This is a genomic window from Nitrospira sp. Vd2 (assembly GCF_979581665.1).
In genome coordinates this window covers 64133-82174 of sequence record NZ_CEFZSK010000038.1, presented here as the reverse complement: position 1 = coordinate 82174, position 18042 = coordinate 64133, and the positions used below count along the sequence as shown (strand labels likewise).

The window sequence follows — 18042 nt, the reverse complement described above, 5'->3', positions numbered from 1 at the left end:
ATGGAGGACAACGATGGCAAAGCAACTTTTGTACAGTGACCAGGCGCGGGCTGCGATCCTGAAAGGCGTCAATCAGCTCGCGGACGCCGTGAAGGCGACGCTTGGTCCGAAGGGCCGGAACGCCATTCTCGATAAGAAGTTCGGCGCGCCGACCATCACGAAGGACGGGGTGACGGTCGCGAAGGAAGTCGAGCTGAAGAATCCCTATGAGAACATGGGCGCCCAGCTCGTCCGCGAAGTGGCGAGCAAGACGAGCGATGTGGCGGGCGACGGAACGACCACCGCGACCGTGCTCGCGCAGGCGATCTACCGCGAGGGCGCGAAGAACATCACGGCCGGCGGCAACCCGATGGACATCAAGCGCGGGATCGATGCGGCCGTCGAAGTCGTCGTGCAGGAATTGAAGAAGCTCAGCAAGCCCTGCCAGACCAAGAAAGAAATCTCCCAGATCGGGACCATCTCAGCGAACAACGACAAGACGATCGGCGACCTCATTGCCGAGGCCATGGAGAAGGTCGGCAAGGACGGCGTCATTACGGTCGAGGAAGCCAAATCCATGACGACCTCCTTGGACGTGGTCGAAGGCATGCAGTTCGACCGCGGCTACATCTCGCCGTACTTCGTGACCAACGCCGAGCGGATGGAGGCCTCGATCGAGGAGCCGTTCATTCTCATCCATGAGAAGAAGATCAGCGCGATGAAGGACCTCCTGCCGTTGCTCGAGCAGGTGGCCAAGATGGGCAAGCCGCTCGTGATCATCGCCGAGGAAGTGGAAGGTGAAGCGCTCGCCACCCTCGTCGTGAACAAGCTCCGCGGCACGCTGAACGTCGCGGCCGTCAAGGCTCCGGGCTTCGGCGATCGCCGGAAGGCGATGCTCGAGGACATCGCCATTCTCACCGGCGGCCAGGTGCTCTCAGAGGAGTTGGGCCTGAAGCTCGAGAACGTGAAGCTGACCGACCTCGGCCGCGCGAAGCGGGTGACGATCGACAAGGACAACACCACGATCGTCGAGGGCTACGGCGATCCGAAGAAGATCGAGGCGCGCGTCAAGCAGATCAAGACGCAGATCGAGGAGACGACATCTGACTACGATCGGGAGAAGCTGCAGGAGCGGCTGGCCAAGATCGTGGGCGGCGTCGCGGTGATCAATGTCGGCGCGGCGACCGAAACGGAAATGAAGGAGAAGAAGGCCCGCGTCGAGGACGCGCTGCACGCGACGAAGGCCGCGGTCGAGGAAGGCATCGTGCCGGGCGGCGGTGTGGCGTTCCTGCGCTGCATTCCCGCTCTCGACAAGGTGAAGGTATCCGAGGAGCAGCAAGTGGGCGTGACCATCGTCCGCCGGGCGCTTGAGGAGCCGATCCGCCAGATCGCCGAAAATGCCGGCGTCGAGGGATCGGTGGTGGTGAACCGGGTCCGGTCGGAATCGAAGACGTCCTTCGGCTTCGACGCGGCCACCGAACAGTATGTCGACCTGATCGAGGCCGGCATCATCGACCCGACCAAGGTGTCCCGCAGCGCGCTGCAAAATGCGGCCAGCGTCGCGGGGTTGATGTTGACGACCGAGGTCATGATCACAGAGCTGCCGGAAGAGAAGAAGGAACCGGCCATGCCGGCCGGCGGCCATATGCACGACATGTACTAAGCTGAGCGCAGACAGCGAGTAGCTGTAGGCGCACCGGAGGGCCGAGGGTGAAAACCTTTCGGCCCTCTTCATTTTTGATTCCCTAATTCATGACGGTTCTTCGCGAATTTCGCGACGGGCGCTTCTTGGCGCGCTAGGGCGGGCGGGTGTGGAGGCGAGCCGCGCGCGAGACGGACAAGCGTAGCCGCGAGGGAAGGAGGCATACTCACTGCAGTATGTGACTCACCGAGTGGCTAGGACGCCAGCCGCAGCAGCTGATCGGCGATTGCAGCAGAACTGTTCATGAATAATGCTGGTTAGGCCATAGTTCCGCGAACTCCTGGCCTGGCTTCAGCTTCGCTGACGAAGTTGCTAGGTTCTTCCACTGCCGTACCGCCTCGAACAATCCTCGCCATCGCTGCCACAGCCGCTTGAGCCGACATCCGAGTCGATTCGCAGACTCAGTTATTGATACCTGCTCGAAGAACAACCCCATTGCGCTGCTCTAGCGCCGCAGCTGTTGCGTCGAAAGGATTCCATTGTCGTAACCAACGTTTCTAATATTCACCCTGCTCGTCTATTGACGTACATTTCCAGTCAAAGTAAGATACCTCCATATTGGAGGATAAATATGGATGAAGCTTACGTCACGAGTAAGGGGCAGCTCGTTGTCCCGGCCAAGCTGCGTAGACGATACGGCATAAAGCCTGGCACAAAGGTCTGCTTCATCGAGCGAGAGGGTCAAATCATCTTCCAGCCCGTGACGAAAGATTACATTCGGAATGTCTGCGGCATGCTGAAGAGCACAACTTCAGCCACAGAGGAACTTTTAGAGGAGCGAGCGCGAGACAAAGAACGAGAGGAAGCAAAGCTTGAAAAGCGCCGTTCTCGATAGCTACGCCATACTCGCTTTGCTCTTCAAGGAAAGCGGCCATGAAAAAATCGTCACGCTGCTTGAGCGAGCCGCAGAAGCGGACACCCCGCTGCTTATTACTGCAGTGAACTGGTCTGAAGTTCGTTATATGGTTGAGCGAAAGACGAGCGCGCAACAATGGAAGGATGTTCGGGTTAAGCTTCTCGGGTTACCCATCGAGATTATCCCTGCCGACCAAGGGCTTGCGGAAGTAGCAGGAGAATTTAAAGCAACTAGGAAAATGTCACTTGCTGATTGTTTCGCTGCGGCGCTCGCAAGGATCAGAAAGCAGGATCTCTACACGGGTGATCCAGAGTTTCGCCATGTCGAGCATGACCTGAGGATCCAATGGCTCTAGGCCAGAAGTCAGTCGTCCGGGAAGGTTCGAAAGAAGAGCGAACCGACCCCGGCTTTGATGCGGCGGGCCAGACCACTATGGTCTGATCGAGGCTGGCATCATCGACCCGACCAAGGTGTCCCGCAGCGCGCTGCAGAACGCAGCCAGCGTCGCGGGGCTGATGCTGACGACCGAGGTGATGATCACAGAGCTGCCGGAAGAGAAGAAGGAACCGGCCATGCCTCCGGGCGGTCACATGCTCGACATGTACTAAGCTGGACGCCGGCAGCGAGTAACTGTCAGGCAAGAGAACACGGCCGGATGGCGCATGCCATCCGGCCGTGTTGTTGTTCACTCAGATTTAATTCCTATCCGGCGAAGCTCGAAGAGACAGGTTTTCGCCTCCTTTTTTATTTCGTCGCATGGATGATTCGTGAGGACTTCGATTTTCGTGGCATCGGCGTCATTACCGACAAAAGCTAGCGCAATCAGCCCCCGTCGAATCACAGAAACATCCTGATGCTGAATCGCCTCAAGCGCTACCTCCCGCATACAAGCCGTAAAGTCAGGATCTGCCGCTGCTTTTTCTTCAAAATGCTCCCTACAGTACCTGATCCAATTTGGCCTAGATAAATCCCAAGCAATGCCGTTCAGCAAAAAGTCCCAGTATATGTTGGACCGATCAATGGCCATGGTCTCACCCAAAAAGGACAACTCCTCACTCGTAATGCTTCGATCAGATTATCCAACGCGACTCGGTGCACCAACTACGGTGCGAAATATTCGATTCACATTGTTCGTATGACTGTGATAATCACGCAAAAACCTTTCCGTAGCCTGTTCCCTCGTTCGCCCTCCATAGCTCAGCCGAATTGCGCACCGGCTCAGCTCTTCTTGAGAATCGGGGATCGCGTGGGTCTGAAAATCATGGACCATCTGGAGTTTGTGCTCGACATCGCGCAGGAAAATGTAGGCGGCCCGCAAGGCGTCGGCATCGTCGCGAGATAGAAGGCCGGCTTCGCGAAGGGCGACGAGGCTCGCCAGCGTATTGCGATTCACGATCGACAGGTGCCGATCGCCGTAGAGCATCTGCATGCCTTGGACGAGGAATTCGATCTCGCGAATCCCGCCGATGCCGAGCTTGACGTTGCGGCGTTCATGGCCGCGGTCGGCCATCTTCTCATCGATCATGGCTTTGATCGATTTGATTTGGTCGATGACCGACTGCGGCGCCCATTTCTCCTTGTTGCGAGGAAAGATGAAGGGGCGAATCATGCGGAGAAAGGCGCGTCCCACTGCGGGGTCGCCGGCCACGGGTCTGGCCTTCAACAACGCTTGGCGCTCCCAGCCTTCTCCCCGGCTGCCGTAATACTGTTGATAGCCTTTCAGCGACCTCGCCAGTTGGCCAACTGAGCCCTCGGCGCGCAGCCGAAGATCCACGCGAAAGACGGTGCCCTCGTGCGTGTGATCTGTCAGCGCCTTGGTGAGATCGCGGGCGAGATACTCGAAATACTCCTCATTGGAAATGGACTCCGACCGCCCGTGGCACCTGGACCGCGTCCTTCCCTCATCTGACGCGTAGACATAGATCAGGTCGACATCGGAGCTATAGTTCAATTCTCCGCCGCCAAGCTTTCCCATGCCGATCACCACGAAACCCGTCTCCACCCATTTCCCGGTCCGGTCGCGATGCATCGGTGTCCCGTACCGGCGCTTGAGATCGGCCTCGACGATCTCATACGCCGCCTGAATCAACACGTCGGCGAGATCGGACAGCGCTTCGGTCGTTTCCGACACGTCGGCGAGCTTGAGCAGATCACGCACGCCGATGCGCAGCATCTCCCGCCGCTTGAAGCGGCGCAACGCTTCCAGCTTCAACTCGGTCGCCGTGACGTTCTTGAGCATCGTTCGCAGACCGCTGTGCAGCTCTCGGTGCGAAGCCCGCTTGGTCAGCACCGGCTCCTCCGCCAGCCAGTAGACGAGGAGCGGGTCGCGAATCAGTGTCTGAGCGAGATAGGGGCTATTCCCCATGATCGTACAGAGCAGATGCAGGATGCGCGGGGCGCTCGAGAGATAGGTGAACAGCGAAAGCCGATTGGCGCCCGCCTCGACGAGTCGGTCCCAATGCGTGAGCGCGGTGTCGGGATCCGCCGTCTCGGCGATTGCATCCAGCAGATCGGGAAGAATGGCGGCAAGCCGTTGCCGCGAGCGCGGGTCGCCGGCAAGAGATTGAATGTTCGCGTCGGCGCGTTTGCAGTCTTGAATGCCGTAGGGAGTGAGGAGTCGCGCAACCGCCTCGGGCTCCAGTCGAGAGGCGAGGAGCAGCGGTCTCGGGTCGGGGCGTGGCATGCGGGAAATTATACAGGTGTCGACACGGAACAGACAGATAGCGCGCGTTGCACACTCATGTTATGTATACTGCCTCCTATGGCGTCTCCTGTCGCTGAGCAACTCCTGCCGCTCGTCCAGCCGTTGTGCGAAGGCGTTCCCCCCGAGGTCATTCGTGACTTTGTTTGCAGAATGGACCGCGAATATCTCGCCGAGAACTCACCCGAGGCGATTGCCGAACACATCCGGCTCGCGGCTCGTCTCGACCTCGACCACCCCGTTCAGCTCACCTGTCGAAGACAGGACGACGCGACCTTTGAGCTCACGATCGTCGCCTACGATTACTTCTCCGAGTTCGCCGTGATTTGTGGTCTGCTCTCGGTGTTCGGGCTGGATATTCGCGAAGGCCGCATCTACACCTCGGGCGACTCCGCCCCCGCCCCGCCCCGCCCGCCAGGTCCTGTCCGGAAACGTCCGTCCCCGCCATCAGGCCTGTCGAGAAAAACGATCGTCGACGTGTTTCACGTGATCCCCATGCCCGCCGTGTCGTTCGGCGAGCATGAGCAAGATCGCTTGGCTCAGCACCTCGACGAAATGATTCGACTGCTCGAGGCGCATCGTGTGGAGGAAGCACGCCATCGCGTCAATCGCCGCCTCGTCGAGACGCTCGACCGTGTGCGCAGCCGATTCTCCGGCCTCCTCCATCCGATTCATATCGAATTCGATAATCGGCAGTCTCCTGGTGAAACGGTGATGGATATCCGGTCGATCGATACGCCGGCCTTCCTGTATGCGTTTGCCAACGCCCTTGCCATCCGGGGAATCTACGTGCGCAAAGCCCGCGTGCACCAGCATGGCAACGAGGTGCACGACCGCTTTTACGTGCGCGGCCGGCACGGCGGCAAGATCGACGATCCGGCCGAGCAGCAAGAATTGAAGCTCACGGCGACCTTGATCAAGCAGTTCACGCACTTTCTCACCTGGGCGCCCGACCCCGCGAAGGCGCTCGACCACTTCGACCGGTTCCTCGATCAATTGCTCGAGGAACGCCGCTCGGGGCGCGCGCTGGATTTTCTGAAGGAGAAGAAGACCCTGACGACGCTTGCCAAGCTGCTCGGCACCAGTGATTTCCTCTGGGAGGACTTTCTCCGCCGCCAACACGCCAACCTCTTGCCCATGCTGCAAAGCTACGACGAGCTGCCGCTCATCCGGCCAAAAGGCGAGATGATGCGCGAGTTGCGCAAACGACTGGCATCGGCACGGAGCGACGAGCAGCGGCGGCGAACACTGAATCAGTACAAGGACCAAGAGATGTTTCGAATCGACATGAAGCACCTCTTGGAGACCTCGACGCTCGTCGATTTTTCACAGGCGCTCACCGATCTCGCCGAGGTCGTCCTCGCGGAGACGATTCGCGAGTGCCAGACGAAGCTGTCGCACGCGCACGGTGCGCCGCAACTAGCCGACGGCAGCCCCTGCCCCTTTGCGGTCTTTGGGATGGGGAAATTCGGCGGAAGAGAACTGGGCTACGCCTCCGACATCGAATTGCTCTTCGTCTACGGCGGGGCCGGCGAAACCAACGGCCGGCAGAAGATCGACAACAGCGAATATTTCGAGCGGCTCGTGCATCTCATCCTGCAATGGATCGAGGCCAAGCAGGAAGGAATCTTTCATTTGGACGTGCGCCTTCGCCCGCACGGCGGCAAGGGCCCGCTCGCCAACAGCGTCGATGAAATTCGACGATATTACAGCGCCGAAGGGCTGGCGGCGCCGTTCGAGCGACAGGCCCTCATCAAGCTGCGGCACGCGGTCGGAGACGCTGAGTTGGGCCGAGCGGTCGAACGCCATCGAGACGGATTTGTCTACAGTGCCGAGCCGTGGCATCTCGCGGAAGCGTTGGAGTTGCGTCGACGGCAGATCAAGGAGTTCGTGGAGCCGGGGCAGTTCAACATTAAATATAGCCCGGGCGGCTTACTGGACCTCGAATACGGTGTCCAGTACCTTCAACTCCTCCACGGCCATCAATACCAATCGCTCCGCACCCCGAACACGCTGGAGGCCATCGAAGCATTAGCCGCCACAATGCTTCTGACGAAGGAAGAAGCGAGCAGCCTCCGCGCGGCCTATGTGTTCTTTCGCACGCTCATCGACGGGCTGCGAATCGTCCGCGGTCATGCGAAGGATCTCGTGCTCCCAGGCCGGGACTCCGAAGCCTTCGTGTTTCTCGCGCGGCGCGTCGGCTATACCACCGAGCAGTGGGAAGACGGCGCCGCGAAATTGGACGCCGATCTTCACCGCCATCTGTCCGTCACTCGCACCTTCTTTACTGCTCGGTTCCCGGCCACCTCCTGAACTCGAAACATTTGTTCCACGCGAGGACAGGCTGTTCTCGCATTCCTCTGTCCGTTCCAATTTTTCCCCAATGACGCCGTGCCTGCTTCCCCAATGATGGACAGCACTATGCCGTGATCTCCGGCCCTCCTCGGCATCGCACATCCCATGATCCTGGCTTGTGGATCGTCGTCTCCGACGCTGTCCACGATCCCAGCCGTTACTTTTGACAGTTTGCATCGTCGATAGAGCGATCATGATGAATCGCATCGATCAGCGGCAAGGGTCAAACCGCCGTGGAACTCTCAGTGGCCCGAGCCTTGCATCCTTTGAGCGCAAGGGAAAGTGTGCCGTGAGCGAAGACAACCTCGTTCCGCTCGTACTGTATGCCGGCGCGGTCCTGCTCATCGTGGGCGGGATGGTGGGTTTGCCTTGGCTCTTGGGTGAACGACACAGGCAGAAGCGCGACCGAGTCGGAGAGCGGGGCACCGCGCTCCCCTTTGAATCCGGCATGCTGCCGACGGGCACCGCCCGGCTCCGCCTTCCGTTTCAATACTATCTCGCGGCGATGCTGTTCGTGGTTTTCGATGTGGAGGCGGTCTTCATCTACGCGTGGGCTATTGCCGTGCCCGAAACCGGGTGGCTCGGCTTCGGCGAGATCGCGGTGTTCATCGCGATCCTGCTCGCCGCGCTCGCCTATCTCTGGCGGGTTGGCGCGCTGAATTGGGGTGCTCAGTATGAGCGGAAGCCACGTGGAAAGGAGGCACGTCAACGTGAGCGAGAACCGATGGTCGCGTAGCGGCGTCAAAGGAAGCCGGGCATCGCCGACGCAGGATTACACGGCATCGACGGCGGACGCGGTGCGCGAATCCGTCCTGCTCGCACGCCTGCAAGACCTCATTGCGTGGGGCCGCAAGAATTCGCTGTGGCCGCTGAATTTCGGCCTGTCGTGTTGCTACGTGGAGATGGCGACGAGCATCACGAGCGCGTACGACATCGCCCGGTTCGGCGCCGAAGTCGTCCGTGGCTCACCGCGGCAAGCCGACGTCATGGTGGTCTCGGGGACGGTCTTCATCAAGGTCGCACCGATCATCAAACAGTTGTACGAGCAAATGATGGAGCCACGCTGGGTCATCTCGATGGGCTCGTGTGCGAACTCCGGCGGCATGTACGACATCTATTCAGTCGTCCAGGGCGTGGACAAGTTCTTGCCCGTCGATGTCTACATGCCCGGCTGTCCGCCGCCACCCTATGCCTTCATGGAATGTTTGCTGTTGCTCCAGGAGAAGGTGGGCAGAGAGCGGCGGCCGTTGAGTTGGCTGTTCGGACCCTCGGACGTTCAGAAACCAGTCATGCCGGCCCTGCGTGACAAGAAGCGCGACGAGCGCCGGCACGCCACCGATTATCCCCCGGTCGATACGCTGCCCAATACGGATGCCCTGTGGCGGCGTCCCGGCGAGCGCCGGCCCGGCGAACACACGCCAAACCAATGGAGCCCGAGCCGGTGGCTGAATCAGTAATCGTCACCGAACAGCCGACGATCGTCGAAGAGGTGACCGCGAGGTCGGGAGTGAAGCTGCTCGCGGTGCAAGAGACGCGTGACGGTGTCCCGACCATGTGGCTCCGGGCGGAGGACGCCAAGCGCGTCCTGTCCTGTCTCAAGCGCGAGGTCCCACAGCCGTACCGGTTGCTGTTCGACGTCACCGCCATCGATGAACGCCTGCGCACAAACCGCGAGGGCCAGCCGGCAAGTGATTTCACCCTCGTCTATCACGTCCTCTCGTTCGAGCGGAACGCAGACGTCCGCGTGAAGGTCCCGCTGCTCGGCGACCATCCCTCCATCCAGAGCATCACCGATCTGTGGCCGAATGCGAATTGGTACGAGCGGGAAGTCTGGGACATGTTCGGCATCCGCTTCGACGGGCATCCGCACTTGCGCCGGTTGCTGATGCCGCCGACATGGAAGGGCCATCCGTTACGAAAAGAGCACCCGGCCCGCGCCACCGAGATGGGCTGGTTCACGTTGCCGGAAGAGAAGAAAGAGGCCGAAGAGGAGGCGCTTCAATTCCGACCCGAGGACTGGGGACTTGCCATCTCCGAGAATGATCGGTTCGATTACATGTTCCTCAACTTGGGCCCGGCGCACACCGGGACCCACGGGGTACTGCGGCTGGTCGTGCAACTCGAGGGGGAAGCGATCGCCGACATCGTCCCGGACATCGGCTACCATCACCGGGCGGCCGAAAAAATGGGGGAGCGCCAAACCTGGCACACCTACATTCCCTACACCGATCGCGTCGATTATCTCCAGGGCCTGCTGAACGAGCTCGCGTACGTGCAGTCCGTGGAAGCCTTGGCGGGCATCGAGGTCCCGGATCGCGTGAAGCTCATCCGCATCATGATGTCCGAGTTCTACCGCATCGCCAACCACCTTGTCTGGTACGGGACCTTTGCACAGGACGTCGGCGCGCTCTCGCCCGTGTTCTACATGTTCAATGACCGCGAGCGCGTCCATCACATCGCCGAAGCCGTGTGCGGCGCGCGCATGCATCCCAATTGGTTTCGCATCGGCGGCGTGGCGAGCGATCTGCCTGACGGCTGGGAGCGCCTCGTGCAACAGTTCCTCGACTATTTCCCGAGACGATTGGACGAGTACGACGCCCTCGTGATGCAAAATCCGATCTTCAAGGATCGGACGGTCGGGATCGGCACGTACACGCTGGACGAAGCGATCGAGTGCGGCGTGACCGGTCCCGGGCTACGCGCGTGCGGCTTGAAGTGGGATCTCCGCAAGCGACGGCCCTATTCCGGCTATGAGCATCTGTCGTTCGATGTCCCCGTCGCCTCCAACGGGGACTGCTACGACCGCGCGGTCGTGCGCGTCGAGGAGATGCGCCAGTCGCTCCGGATCATCGAGCAATGTCTACGGGAGATGCCGGCAGGGCCGTACAAGGCGTTGCACCCGCTCGCGACTCCTCCGCTCAAAGAACGGACGATGCATGACATCGAAACGCTGATCACACACTTCCTCGGCGTGAGCTGGGGGCCGGTGATTCCGGCTGGAGAAGCCGGCGTGCAAATCGAAGGAGCCAAGGGGCAGGTCTGCTACTACCTCGTGAGCGACGGCGCCCAAACCTCGTACCGGACACGGGTTCGAACGCCGTCCTTTCCCCATATTCAGATGGTGCCCTTCATTGCACGGGGTGAATTGTTGTCCGACCTCCTCGCCATACTGGGCAGCATCGATTTCGTGCTGTCGGATGTGGATCGATGAGGAGGACGTTGAGTCCGTTGGTCCGTTGAGTCCGTTTCGGTCTGTGACGGAATTAACGGAACTAACGGACACAACGGACTAAACTAATTAACGAATCATGCTGACCGACCTTGAACGCCGCGAGATCGAGCACGAGCTCAAGCATTACCCCGACAGGCGGGCGGCGTGCGTGGAGGCGTTGAAGATCGTCCAACGGCGCCACGGGTGGGTCTCGGATGAGAACCTCAAGGGCGTGGCGGAGTTGCTCGGCATGACGGCCGATGAGTTGGACGGGGTCGCCACTTTTTACAACCTCATCTTTCGCAAGCCCGTCGGCCGCCATGTCGTCTTCATCTGCAATAGCATCTCGTGTTGGACGATGGGATACGACGTCATCCGGCATGCGATCACACAACGACTCGGCGTCACGTTCGGCCAAACGACTCCCGACAAACGCTTCACGGTCCTTCCCATTGTCTGCCTTGGCGCCTGCGACCACGCCCCTGTCATCATGATCGACGAGGATCTGCACGGAAAGGTGGAGCCGGACAAGGTGGACGCAATTTTAGATCGATACCGATAAGAACAGTGATGAGTGCTGAGTGCTAAGTGTGAGTTAAGTCCACAGTACGGACTTACAACCCAAAACTGAATAGTTACAATGGCTGGACGTGTTCTGACGAAAACCATCCATCCCGGCCAAGAGCCACTCTGGATTGCCGATTATGAGAAGGCCGGCGGATACGAGTCGGTACGGAAGGCGTTACTGACCATGGCGCCGGACGACGTCCAGCGTGTCGTCACTGAGTCGACGCTGCGCGGGCGCGGGGGCGCAGGATTTCCGACGGGCAAGAAGTGGAGCTTCGTCCCGATGGGCGAGAAGGCGCCGCGGCCGAAATACCTGGTCGTCAACGCCGACGAGATGGAACCGGGCACCTTCAAGGACCGCTACCTGCTGGAGGGCGATCCGCATCAGATGATCGAAAGCATGATCGTGGCCGGCTATGCCATCGAGGCGGACGTCGGCTACATCTTCTTGCGCCAGGAATATTATCTCGCCGCGCAACGGTTGATGCGCGCGATCGCCGAGGCCCGCGAACACGGGCATCTCGGTCATCATATTCTCGGTACCAACTTCAGTTTTGACATTCATTTGCACACGAGCGCCGGTCGGTACATCTGCGGAGAGGAGACGGCGCTGCTGAACGCGCTTGAAGGAAAGCGGGCGATTCCCCGGTCGAAACCGCCGTACCCACAGGTCTCCGGCCTGTGGGGCAAGCCGACGGTCGTGCAGAACGTCGAGACCCTGTACAACGTCCCCCACATCGTGCTGAACGGGGCCGACTGGTATCGCGGGCTCGCGCAAGGGAAGGACGGCGGCACGAAACTCTACGGTCTGAGCGGGCCGGTGAAACGGCCGGGGCTCTGGGAATTACCGATGGGGACGACGCTCCGGGAGATTCTCGACACGCATGGTGGCGGCATGCGGGCGGGACGGACGCTGCGCGGTGTGCTCCCGGGCGGCGCCTCGACGGCCTTTCTCACCGACGCGCACCTCGACGTGGCCATGGACTTTGAGTCGGTCCCTCAGGCCGGCAGCCGCTTGGGGACGGGCACGATGATCGTCATGGACGATGCGATCTGCCCGGTCGGTTTTGTGCTGAACCTCGAACAGTTCTTCGCACAGGAATCGTGCGGCTGGTGCACGCCGTGCCGGGAAGGGCTCCCGTGGGTCGGGCTGATCCTCCAGGCACTCGAAGACGGGCGCGGAACCTCGGCCGATCTCGACCTGCTCCGGATGCATACGAAGTTCTTGGGCCCGGGCCATACATTTTGCGCGCTCGCGCCGGGGGCGATGGACCCGTTGGCGAGCGCGCTCAGATATTTTGCGGATGACTTCGAGCGGCACATCCGCGAGCGGCGCTGTCCCTGGAAGGACACCACCGCGCACGTGAGATACCAGCGCTCCGCGTGATCGGTAGAGCAGGGAGTGACGATGGCGACGATCTACATCGACCGAAGGCCGCACGAGGTCGACGACCGGCAGAATCTCCTGGCCGCCTGCCTGTCGCTTGGCTTGAACCTCCCCTACTTCTGCTGGCACCCGGCGATGGGATCAGTGGGCGCGTGCCGGCAGTGCGCGGTGAAACAGTTTCGCGACGAGCACGACGGCCATGGACGCCTCGTGATGGCCTGCATGACGCCGGCCGTCGACGGCACACGGATCTCGATTGACGATCCCGAGGCCAAGGCCTTCCGCGCAACCGTGATCGAATGGCTCATGGCCAACCACCCGCACGACTGTCCGGTGTGCGACGAAGGCGGCGAATGCCATCTCCAGGACATGACGGTGATGACGGGGCACGCCTATCGGCGCTATCGGTTCTCCAAGCGCACGTTCCGCAATCAATACCTCGGCCCGTTCATCAAACACGACATGAACCGGTGCATCGAGTGCTACCGCTGCGTCCGGTTCTATCGCCATTATGCCGGAGGGCGCGACTTCGACGTGTTCGCCTCGCACAACCACGTCTACTTCGGACGGCACGAAGACGGCATCCTGGAGAACGAGTTCAGCGGCAACCTCGTGGAGGTCTGCCCCACCGGCGTCTTCAACGACAACACGCTTTTTCACCACTACACCCGGAAGTGGGACCTGCAGACGGCCCAGTCCATCTGCATGCATTGCGGGGTGGGGTGTAATACGACCCCCGGCGAGCGCTACGGGGTACTGCGGCGGATCGTGAATCGCTACAACAGCCAGGTCAACGGCTACTTCCTCTGCGACCGAGGGCGATTCGGCTACGATTTCGTCAACGATCGGGATCGGATCATTCAACCTGCATTCCGCGAGACGCGTTCCGTAGAGCCGACTCCGGTCAGCGCGCGTGAGGCGATCGAGCGAGCGGCCTCACGTCTCGGTCAGGGATCGCGGCTCCTCGGTATCGGTTCGCCGCGCGCCTCGATCGAATCCAATTTCGCGCTGCGGGAACTCGTCGGCGCCGACCGCTTCTCGACGGGCCTCTCATCCCGCGATCACGCGTTGGCCCGCACGATCGTGGACATCCTCGAGACCGGGACCGCGCCCGCCGCGTCGGTTCACGACATCGAGGAGTCGGACGCCGTGCTCGTCCTCGGAGAAGATCTGCTCAACACGGCCCCGCGCATGGCCCTGGCTCTCCTCCAATCCATACGCCAGCAACCGTTGGAGCAGATCGCGCCCCTCGGTATCCCACGGTGGCATGACGCGGCCGTGCGTGAAGCGACGCACGGCCGTCAAGGTCCTCTCTTCATCGCGGGGTCCCGTCGCACCTGGTTGCACGATTGTGCGACGGCAGATGTCGTACTCACACCGGACGATGCCGCACGCTTGGGATTCGCTGTCGCGCATGCTATCGACCGTACGGCACCGGCCGTCAGTGATCTTGATGAATCGCTCGCCCGCGTGGCGCAACAGATCGCCGACGTGTTGAAGGCGGCACACGTTCCGGTCGTCATTTCCGGAATGGGAGCCCGCCACGACGGCCTCATCCATGCCGCGGCGAATATCGCGTGGGCGCTGCACAAGCACAATCCCTCGACGAAGCTCTGTTATGCCGTGCCGGACTGCAACACGATGGGCGTCGCGCTCTTGGGCGGAATGGAGGTGGAGAAAGGCTTCGCGTTGATCGAGCGCGGAGACGTCGAGGGGGTCATTATTCTGGAACACGACCTCTACGAGAACCTGGCTGCGCGCACTGTCGATGCGGCCCTGAGCCGCGCTCGAACCGTCATCGTGCTCGACAGCGTCGTTACCCGCACCACCGAGCGCGCCAATGTGCTGCTGCCTGCCGCGACGTTTGCGGAAGGCGATGGGACGTTTCTGAACTACGAAGGCCGCGCGCAACGGTTCTACCAGGTGTTCACGCCGGGTGGCGACGTTCAGGAAAGCTGGCGGTGGCTCCGCGATCTCGCCTCGGCCTGCGGCCGGCGCGTCGAGTGGCGCGATCTCGATGACGTCATGACGGCCCTCTCAACGGAGATGCCGGCATTCGCCGGCATCGAGAAGGCCGCGCCGCCGGCGACCGCCCGCTTCGTCGATCGCAAAGTGCCGCGCCAACCGGAGCGGTACAGCGGCCGCACGGCGATGTTCGCCAACGTGACCGTTCATGAGCCGGCGCCCCCATCCGATCCCGATTCGCCCCTCGCCTTTTCGATGGAGGGGTATCGAGGTCCAATGCCTTCGCCGCTCATTCCGCAGTTCTGGGCGCCGGGTTGGAATTCGATTCAAGCGCTGAACAAATTCCAAAGCGAGGTCGGCGGGCCGCTGCGCGAGGAAGTGCCCGGCGTCCGGCTCATCGAACGCAAACGCGGCCTGGGCACCTGGGCCGGCCAGTACTTCACCGATATTCCGCCGGCCTTCGCACCCCGCGAAGATCAATGGCTGCTGCTGCCCGTGTGGGAAATTTTCGGCAGTGACGAGTTGAGCCGCCGTGCGCCCGCGGTCCACTCTCGGGTCCCCCAGCCGTCTCTCGTGCTGCACCCTGACGACGCCCAGCGGCTGGGACTCGAGCGAGGCCACGACGCTCGGGTCGCCATCGACGGATCGAACATCACCGTTCCGGTGTCGGTGTCACCGGGAATCCCGCGCGGCGCCGCCGGAATCACGATGGTGGGCCAGCTCCCGCGTGGCGCAGTGCCGACATGGACGACGATCGTCCCAGGCGAATCAGGTTGAGCGAATGATGGCCACCCTTCTCCTTATCATGAGCGTCCTCGGCGGCGTGTTGACCTTGAGCGCGCTCGCGATCTGGATAGAGCGCCGGCTCCTCGGCATCTGGCAGGAGCGATTCGGGCCGAACCGCGTCGGCCCGTTCGGCATCCTCCAGTCTCTCGCGGACATGATCAAAATCTTCTTCAAGGAAGATTGGACGCCGCCCTTCGCGGACAAGCCGGTGTTCATCTTGGCCCCCACGGTGGTCATCATCACGACGCTCCTGTCGTTTGCCGTCGTGCCGTTCGGCCCGGGCCTCGCAGTCGTCGATTTCAACATCGCATTGCTGTTCTTCTTATCGATGTCCTCGTTGGCCGCCTACAGCGTCATCCTCGGCGGCTGGGCATCGAACAGCAAGTATCCGTTCCTCGGGAGCATGCGGGCGAGCGCGCAGTTGCTCAGCTATGAGGTCTTCATGGGATTGTCGCTCATGGGAGTCGTCATCCTCGCCGGGACCTTCAATTTGCGCGAGATCGTCGAGGCGCAACGGGACTACTGGTTCATCGTTCCGCAAATTCTCGGCTTCATCATTTTCTTCATCGCCGGGCTGGCGGAGACGCACCGTGCGCCGTTCGACATCCCTGAGGCCGAAACCGAACTCATCGCCGGTTATCATGCCGAGTATTCGGGCATGAAGTTCGGGATGTTCTTCGTCGGTGAATACGCGGGCGTGATGTTGATTTCAGCGATGATCGTCGTCCTGTTCTTCGGCGGCTGGCACGGGCCCTGGCTTCCGCCCGTGGTCTGGTTTCTCATCAAGACGCTGTTCTTCATGGGAGTGTTTTTTTTGATCCGCGCGACGTTGCCTCGCTTGCGGTTCGATCAGTTCCTCTCCCTGGGCTGGAAAGTCTTGCTGCCCCTCACGTTGGTGAACGTGCTGGTGACCGGTATGGTGAAGCTTTGGCTGATCAGTTAAACCGTGTGCCGAGATGCATCTAACGTTGGACACCGACCATGACTCTGATTCGAGCCTTTCTTGACGCGCTCAAAGGACTGTGGGTGGTCGCCAAGCGCACGTTTCGTCGCCCGATCACCGTTCAGTATCCGGATGAGAAGCCGTATCTCCCGCCTCGGTTTCGGGGACGGATCGTGCTGACCCGTGACCCGGACGGCAAAGAGCGATGCGTCGCGTGTTATCTCTGTGCGGTCGCCTGTCCGGTGGATTGCATTGCGCTCCAGGCGACCGAAGACCCCGAGGAGCACGACCGCCGGTATCCGGCCTTCTTTCGCATCAACTTTTCACGCTGCATCTACTGCGGGCACTGCGAAGAAGCATGCCCCACGTATGCCATCCAGCTCATCCCGGACTTCGAGATGAGTGAGTACCAGCGCGCGAACATGGTGTACGAAAAGGAGCACTTGCTGATCGCCGGCCAGGGCAAATATCCGGGCTACAACTTTTACCGGGTCTCGGGGGTCACGATCGGCGGGAAGGACAAAGGCGAAGCCGAACACGAAGCACCGCCGGTCGATGTCCGGAGCTTGCTGCCGTAAGCGCAACAGTGCGGAGCGAAAAGTGCTGAGCGCTGAGTGAACGACGAAGCGGTTCATAACATGGAATTCATCTTCTACATCGCCGCCACCGTAGCCGTCCTGGCGACGCTCCGGGTCATCACCCATGTCGATGCCGTCCATGCGTTGCTGTATCTGACGGTCTCGCTGTTGGCCGTCGCGCTGATTTTTTACATCCTTGGGGCACCGTTCATCGGAGCCTTGGAGGTCATCCTGTATGCCGGCGCGATCATCGTGCTGTTCATCTTCGTCGTGATGATGCTGAATCTGGGGCCAAAGGCGATCGAGCAGGAACGGGCCTGGCTCCAGCCCGGCATGTACGTTGGACCGTCCATGCTCGCGCTCGTCTTACTTGGAGAGCTGATCTACATGGCCATGAACGTCGAAGGCTCGCCGGGCGACATTGCGGGCGCCATCAATCCGAAGCAGGTCAGCATCAGCCTCTTCGGACCTTACGTAATCGGCGTGGAGCTGGCGTCCTTGTTGTTACTCCCTGGATTGATCGGCGCGTATCACTTGGGGCGGCGCTTGCGAAAGGGTTAGCAGGATGTTGAAAACGGCCTCCAGCGGCGTTCTCGTCGCGCGTCTCCCTGCGACGTAGCCCCGAGGCTACGCCTCAGTCGCCGCGCTCCTGCGGCCTTGCTGGAGACCGTTTTGAACATCCTCAAAGATTAATAAGGACCCAAGATGACGACACACGCGCTGATACTGGCCGGAATCTTGTTCGCGCTCGGGCTCGTGGGCCTGCTCGTGCGGCGAAACCTGGTGTTCATCTTGATGTCCGTCGAGATCATGGTGAATGCGGCCGGCCTCGCCTTCATCGCTGCGGGGGCGCGGTGGGGACAACCCGACGGCCAAGTGATGTTCATGTTCATCCTCACCCTCGCCGCTGCCGAGGTGTCGGTCGCGTTGGCGTTGCTGCTGCAACTCTACTATCGCTTCAAAACGCTTGACACCGATGCGGCGAGCGTCATGAGAGGGTGAGTTCGGATGG

15 protein-coding genes and 2 pseudogenes are annotated in these 18042 nt (G+C 61.0%); 15 read left to right on the top strand and 2 right to left on the bottom strand.

The features are described 5' to 3' along the window. The first annotated feature begins 13 nt into the window (after window positions 1-13). The 4 genes and pseudogenes from groL to groEL all read left to right on the top strand — a co-directional run. Window positions 14-1642 (top strand): chaperonin GroEL, encoded by a 1629-nt coding sequence (groL, locus tag AC1U7K_RS14995; protein WP_480252325.1) that lies wholly within the window; start codon window positions 14-16, stop codon window positions 1640-1642. Between the two features lie 610 nt (window positions 1643-2252). After that, entirely contained in the window at window positions 2253-2516 is a 264-nt protein-coding gene (locus tag AC1U7K_RS14990) for an AbrB/MazE/SpoVT family DNA-binding domain-containing protein (protein WP_480252323.1), read from the top strand. After that, window positions 2494-2892 (top strand): PIN domain-containing protein, encoded by a 399-nt coding sequence (locus tag AC1U7K_RS14985; protein ID WP_480252322.1) that lies wholly within the window; start codon window positions 2494-2496, stop codon window positions 2890-2892. The genes AC1U7K_RS14990 and AC1U7K_RS14985 overlap by 23 nt, the downstream gene beginning before the upstream one ends. Window positions 2893-2974: 82 nt before the next feature. After that, a pseudogene (gene groEL, locus AC1U7K_RS14980) lies at window positions 2975-3145 on the top strand (chaperonin GroEL); the annotation flags it as partial. Window positions 3146-3222: 77 nt separating this feature from the next. On the opposite strand, the gene AC1U7K_RS14975 reads toward groEL, so the two are convergent. Continuing rightward, entirely contained in the window at window positions 3223-3564 is a 342-nt protein-coding gene (locus AC1U7K_RS14975) for a hypothetical protein (RefSeq protein WP_480252321.1), read from the bottom strand. 48 nt (window positions 3565-3612) lie between these two features. Beyond that, a complete protein-coding gene (locus AC1U7K_RS14970) occupies window positions 3613-5220 on the bottom strand; it encodes a [protein-PII] uridylyltransferase family protein (protein ID WP_480252319.1) in 1608 nt (535 codons plus the stop codon). Window positions 5221-5298: 78 nt separating this feature from the next. Here AC1U7K_RS14970 and AC1U7K_RS14965 point away from each other — a divergent pair, with 78 nt between their 5' ends. From AC1U7K_RS14965 to nuoK, 11 genes and pseudogenes are all read left to right on the top strand, one after another. Beyond that, window positions 5299-7551 (top strand): [protein-PII] uridylyltransferase family protein, encoded by a 2253-nt coding sequence (locus AC1U7K_RS14965; protein WP_480252318.1) that lies wholly within the window; start codon window positions 5299-5301, stop codon window positions 7549-7551. A 397-nt stretch (window positions 7552-7948) separates the two neighbouring features. Further along, window positions 7949-8329: an NADH-quinone oxidoreductase subunit A gene (locus AC1U7K_RS14960; RefSeq protein WP_480252472.1), complete on the top strand. Its 381-nt coding sequence runs from the start codon at window positions 7949-7951 to the stop codon at window positions 8327-8329. Further along, window positions 8304-8954, top strand: a pseudogene (locus tag AC1U7K_RS14955) (NADH-quinone oxidoreductase subunit B); the annotation flags it as partial. The gene AC1U7K_RS14960 and the pseudogene AC1U7K_RS14955, both read left to right, overlap by 26 nt. Before the next feature lie 65 nt (window positions 8955-9019). Further along, window positions 9020-10804, top strand: a complete 1785-nt coding sequence (gene nuoC, locus AC1U7K_RS14950; protein WP_480252317.1) for an NADH-quinone oxidoreductase subunit C/D — start codon at window positions 9020-9022, stop codon at window positions 10802-10804. Between the two features lie 97 nt (window positions 10805-10901). Beyond that, window positions 10902-11366: an NADH-quinone oxidoreductase subunit NuoE gene (nuoE, locus tag AC1U7K_RS14945; protein WP_480252315.1), complete on the top strand. Its 465-nt coding sequence runs from the start codon at window positions 10902-10904 to the stop codon at window positions 11364-11366. A gap of 78 nt (window positions 11367-11444) precedes the next feature. Then, the gene (gene nuoF / locus AC1U7K_RS14940) at window positions 11445-12758 is read left to right on the top strand and encodes an NADH-quinone oxidoreductase subunit NuoF (RefSeq protein ID WP_480252314.1); all 1314 of its coding nucleotides are present in this window, start codon (window positions 11445-11447) and stop codon (window positions 12756-12758) included. A gap of 21 nt (window positions 12759-12779) precedes the next feature. Beyond that, complete coding sequence (gene nuoG, locus AC1U7K_RS14935; RefSeq protein WP_480252313.1) at window positions 12780-15500, top strand: NADH-quinone oxidoreductase subunit NuoG; 2721 nt, start codon at window positions 12780-12782, stop codon at window positions 15498-15500. Window positions 15501-15504: 4 nt separating this feature from the next. Further along, window positions 15505-16452: an NADH-quinone oxidoreductase subunit NuoH gene (gene nuoH / locus AC1U7K_RS14930; protein ID WP_480252312.1), complete on the top strand. Its 948-nt coding sequence runs from the start codon at window positions 15505-15507 to the stop codon at window positions 16450-16452. 38 nt (window positions 16453-16490) lie between these two features. Continuing rightward, window positions 16491-17030: an NADH-quinone oxidoreductase subunit NuoI gene (nuoI, locus tag AC1U7K_RS14925; protein ID WP_480252310.1), complete on the top strand. Its 540-nt coding sequence runs from the start codon at window positions 16491-16493 to the stop codon at window positions 17028-17030. A gap of 60 nt (window positions 17031-17090) precedes the next feature. After that, window positions 17091-17591, top strand: a complete 501-nt coding sequence (gene nuoJ, locus AC1U7K_RS14920) for an NADH-quinone oxidoreductase subunit J (RefSeq protein ID WP_480252471.1) — start codon at window positions 17091-17093, stop codon at window positions 17589-17591. 144 nt (window positions 17592-17735) lie between these two features. Continuing rightward, a complete protein-coding gene (gene nuoK / locus AC1U7K_RS14915) occupies window positions 17736-18032 on the top strand; it encodes an NADH-quinone oxidoreductase subunit NuoK (RefSeq protein WP_480252309.1) in 297 nt (98 codons plus the stop codon). The last annotated feature ends 10 nt before the right edge of the window (window positions 18033-18042 follow it).

What these genes read in the sequence shown, in the direction of transcription:
- nuoK (WP_480252309.1), top strand. Translation starts at nt 17,736, where the DNA reads ATGACGACACACGCGCTGATACTGGCCGGAATCTTGTTCGCGCTCGGG.
- nuoH (WP_480252312.1), top strand. Translation starts at nt 15,505, where the DNA reads ATGATGGCCACCCTTCTCCTTATCATGAGCGTCCTCGGCGGCGTGTTG.
- AC1U7K_RS14965 (WP_480252318.1), top strand. Translation starts at nt 5,299, where the DNA reads ATGGCGTCTCCTGTCGCTGAGCAACTCCTGCCGCTCGTCCAGCCGTTG.
- nuoJ (WP_480252471.1), top strand. Translation starts at nt 17,091, where the DNA reads ATGGAATTCATCTTCTACATCGCCGCCACCGTAGCCGTCCTGGCGACG.
- AC1U7K_RS14990 (WP_480252323.1), top strand. Translation starts at nt 2,253, where the DNA reads ATGGATGAAGCTTACGTCACGAGTAAGGGGCAGCTCGTTGTCCCGGCC.
- nuoG (WP_480252313.1), top strand. Translation starts at nt 12,780, where the DNA reads ATGGCGACGATCTACATCGACCGAAGGCCGCACGAGGTCGACGACCGG.
- AC1U7K_RS14960 (WP_480252472.1), top strand. Translation starts at nt 7,949, where the DNA reads ATGGTGGGTTTGCCTTGGCTCTTGGGTGAACGACACAGGCAGAAGCGC.
- nuoE (WP_480252315.1), top strand. Translation starts at nt 10,902, where the DNA reads ATGCTGACCGACCTTGAACGCCGCGAGATCGAGCACGAGCTCAAGCAT.
- groL (WP_480252325.1), top strand. Translation starts at nt 14, where the DNA reads ATGGCAAAGCAACTTTTGTACAGTGACCAGGCGCGGGCTGCGATCCTG.
- AC1U7K_RS14970 (WP_480252319.1), bottom strand. Translation starts at nt 5,220, where the DNA reads ATGCCACGCCCCGACCCGAGACCGCTGCTCCTCGCCTCTCGACTGGAG.
- nuoI (WP_480252310.1), top strand. Translation starts at nt 16,491, where the DNA reads ATGACTCTGATTCGAGCCTTTCTTGACGCGCTCAAAGGACTGTGGGTG.
- nuoF (WP_480252314.1), top strand. Translation starts at nt 11,445, where the DNA reads ATGGCTGGACGTGTTCTGACGAAAACCATCCATCCCGGCCAAGAGCCA.
- nuoC (WP_480252317.1), top strand. Translation starts at nt 9,020, where the DNA reads ATGGAGCCCGAGCCGGTGGCTGAATCAGTAATCGTCACCGAACAGCCG.
- AC1U7K_RS14975 (WP_480252321.1), bottom strand. Translation starts at nt 3,564, where the DNA reads ATGGCCATTGATCGGTCCAACATATACTGGGACTTTTTGCTGAACGGC.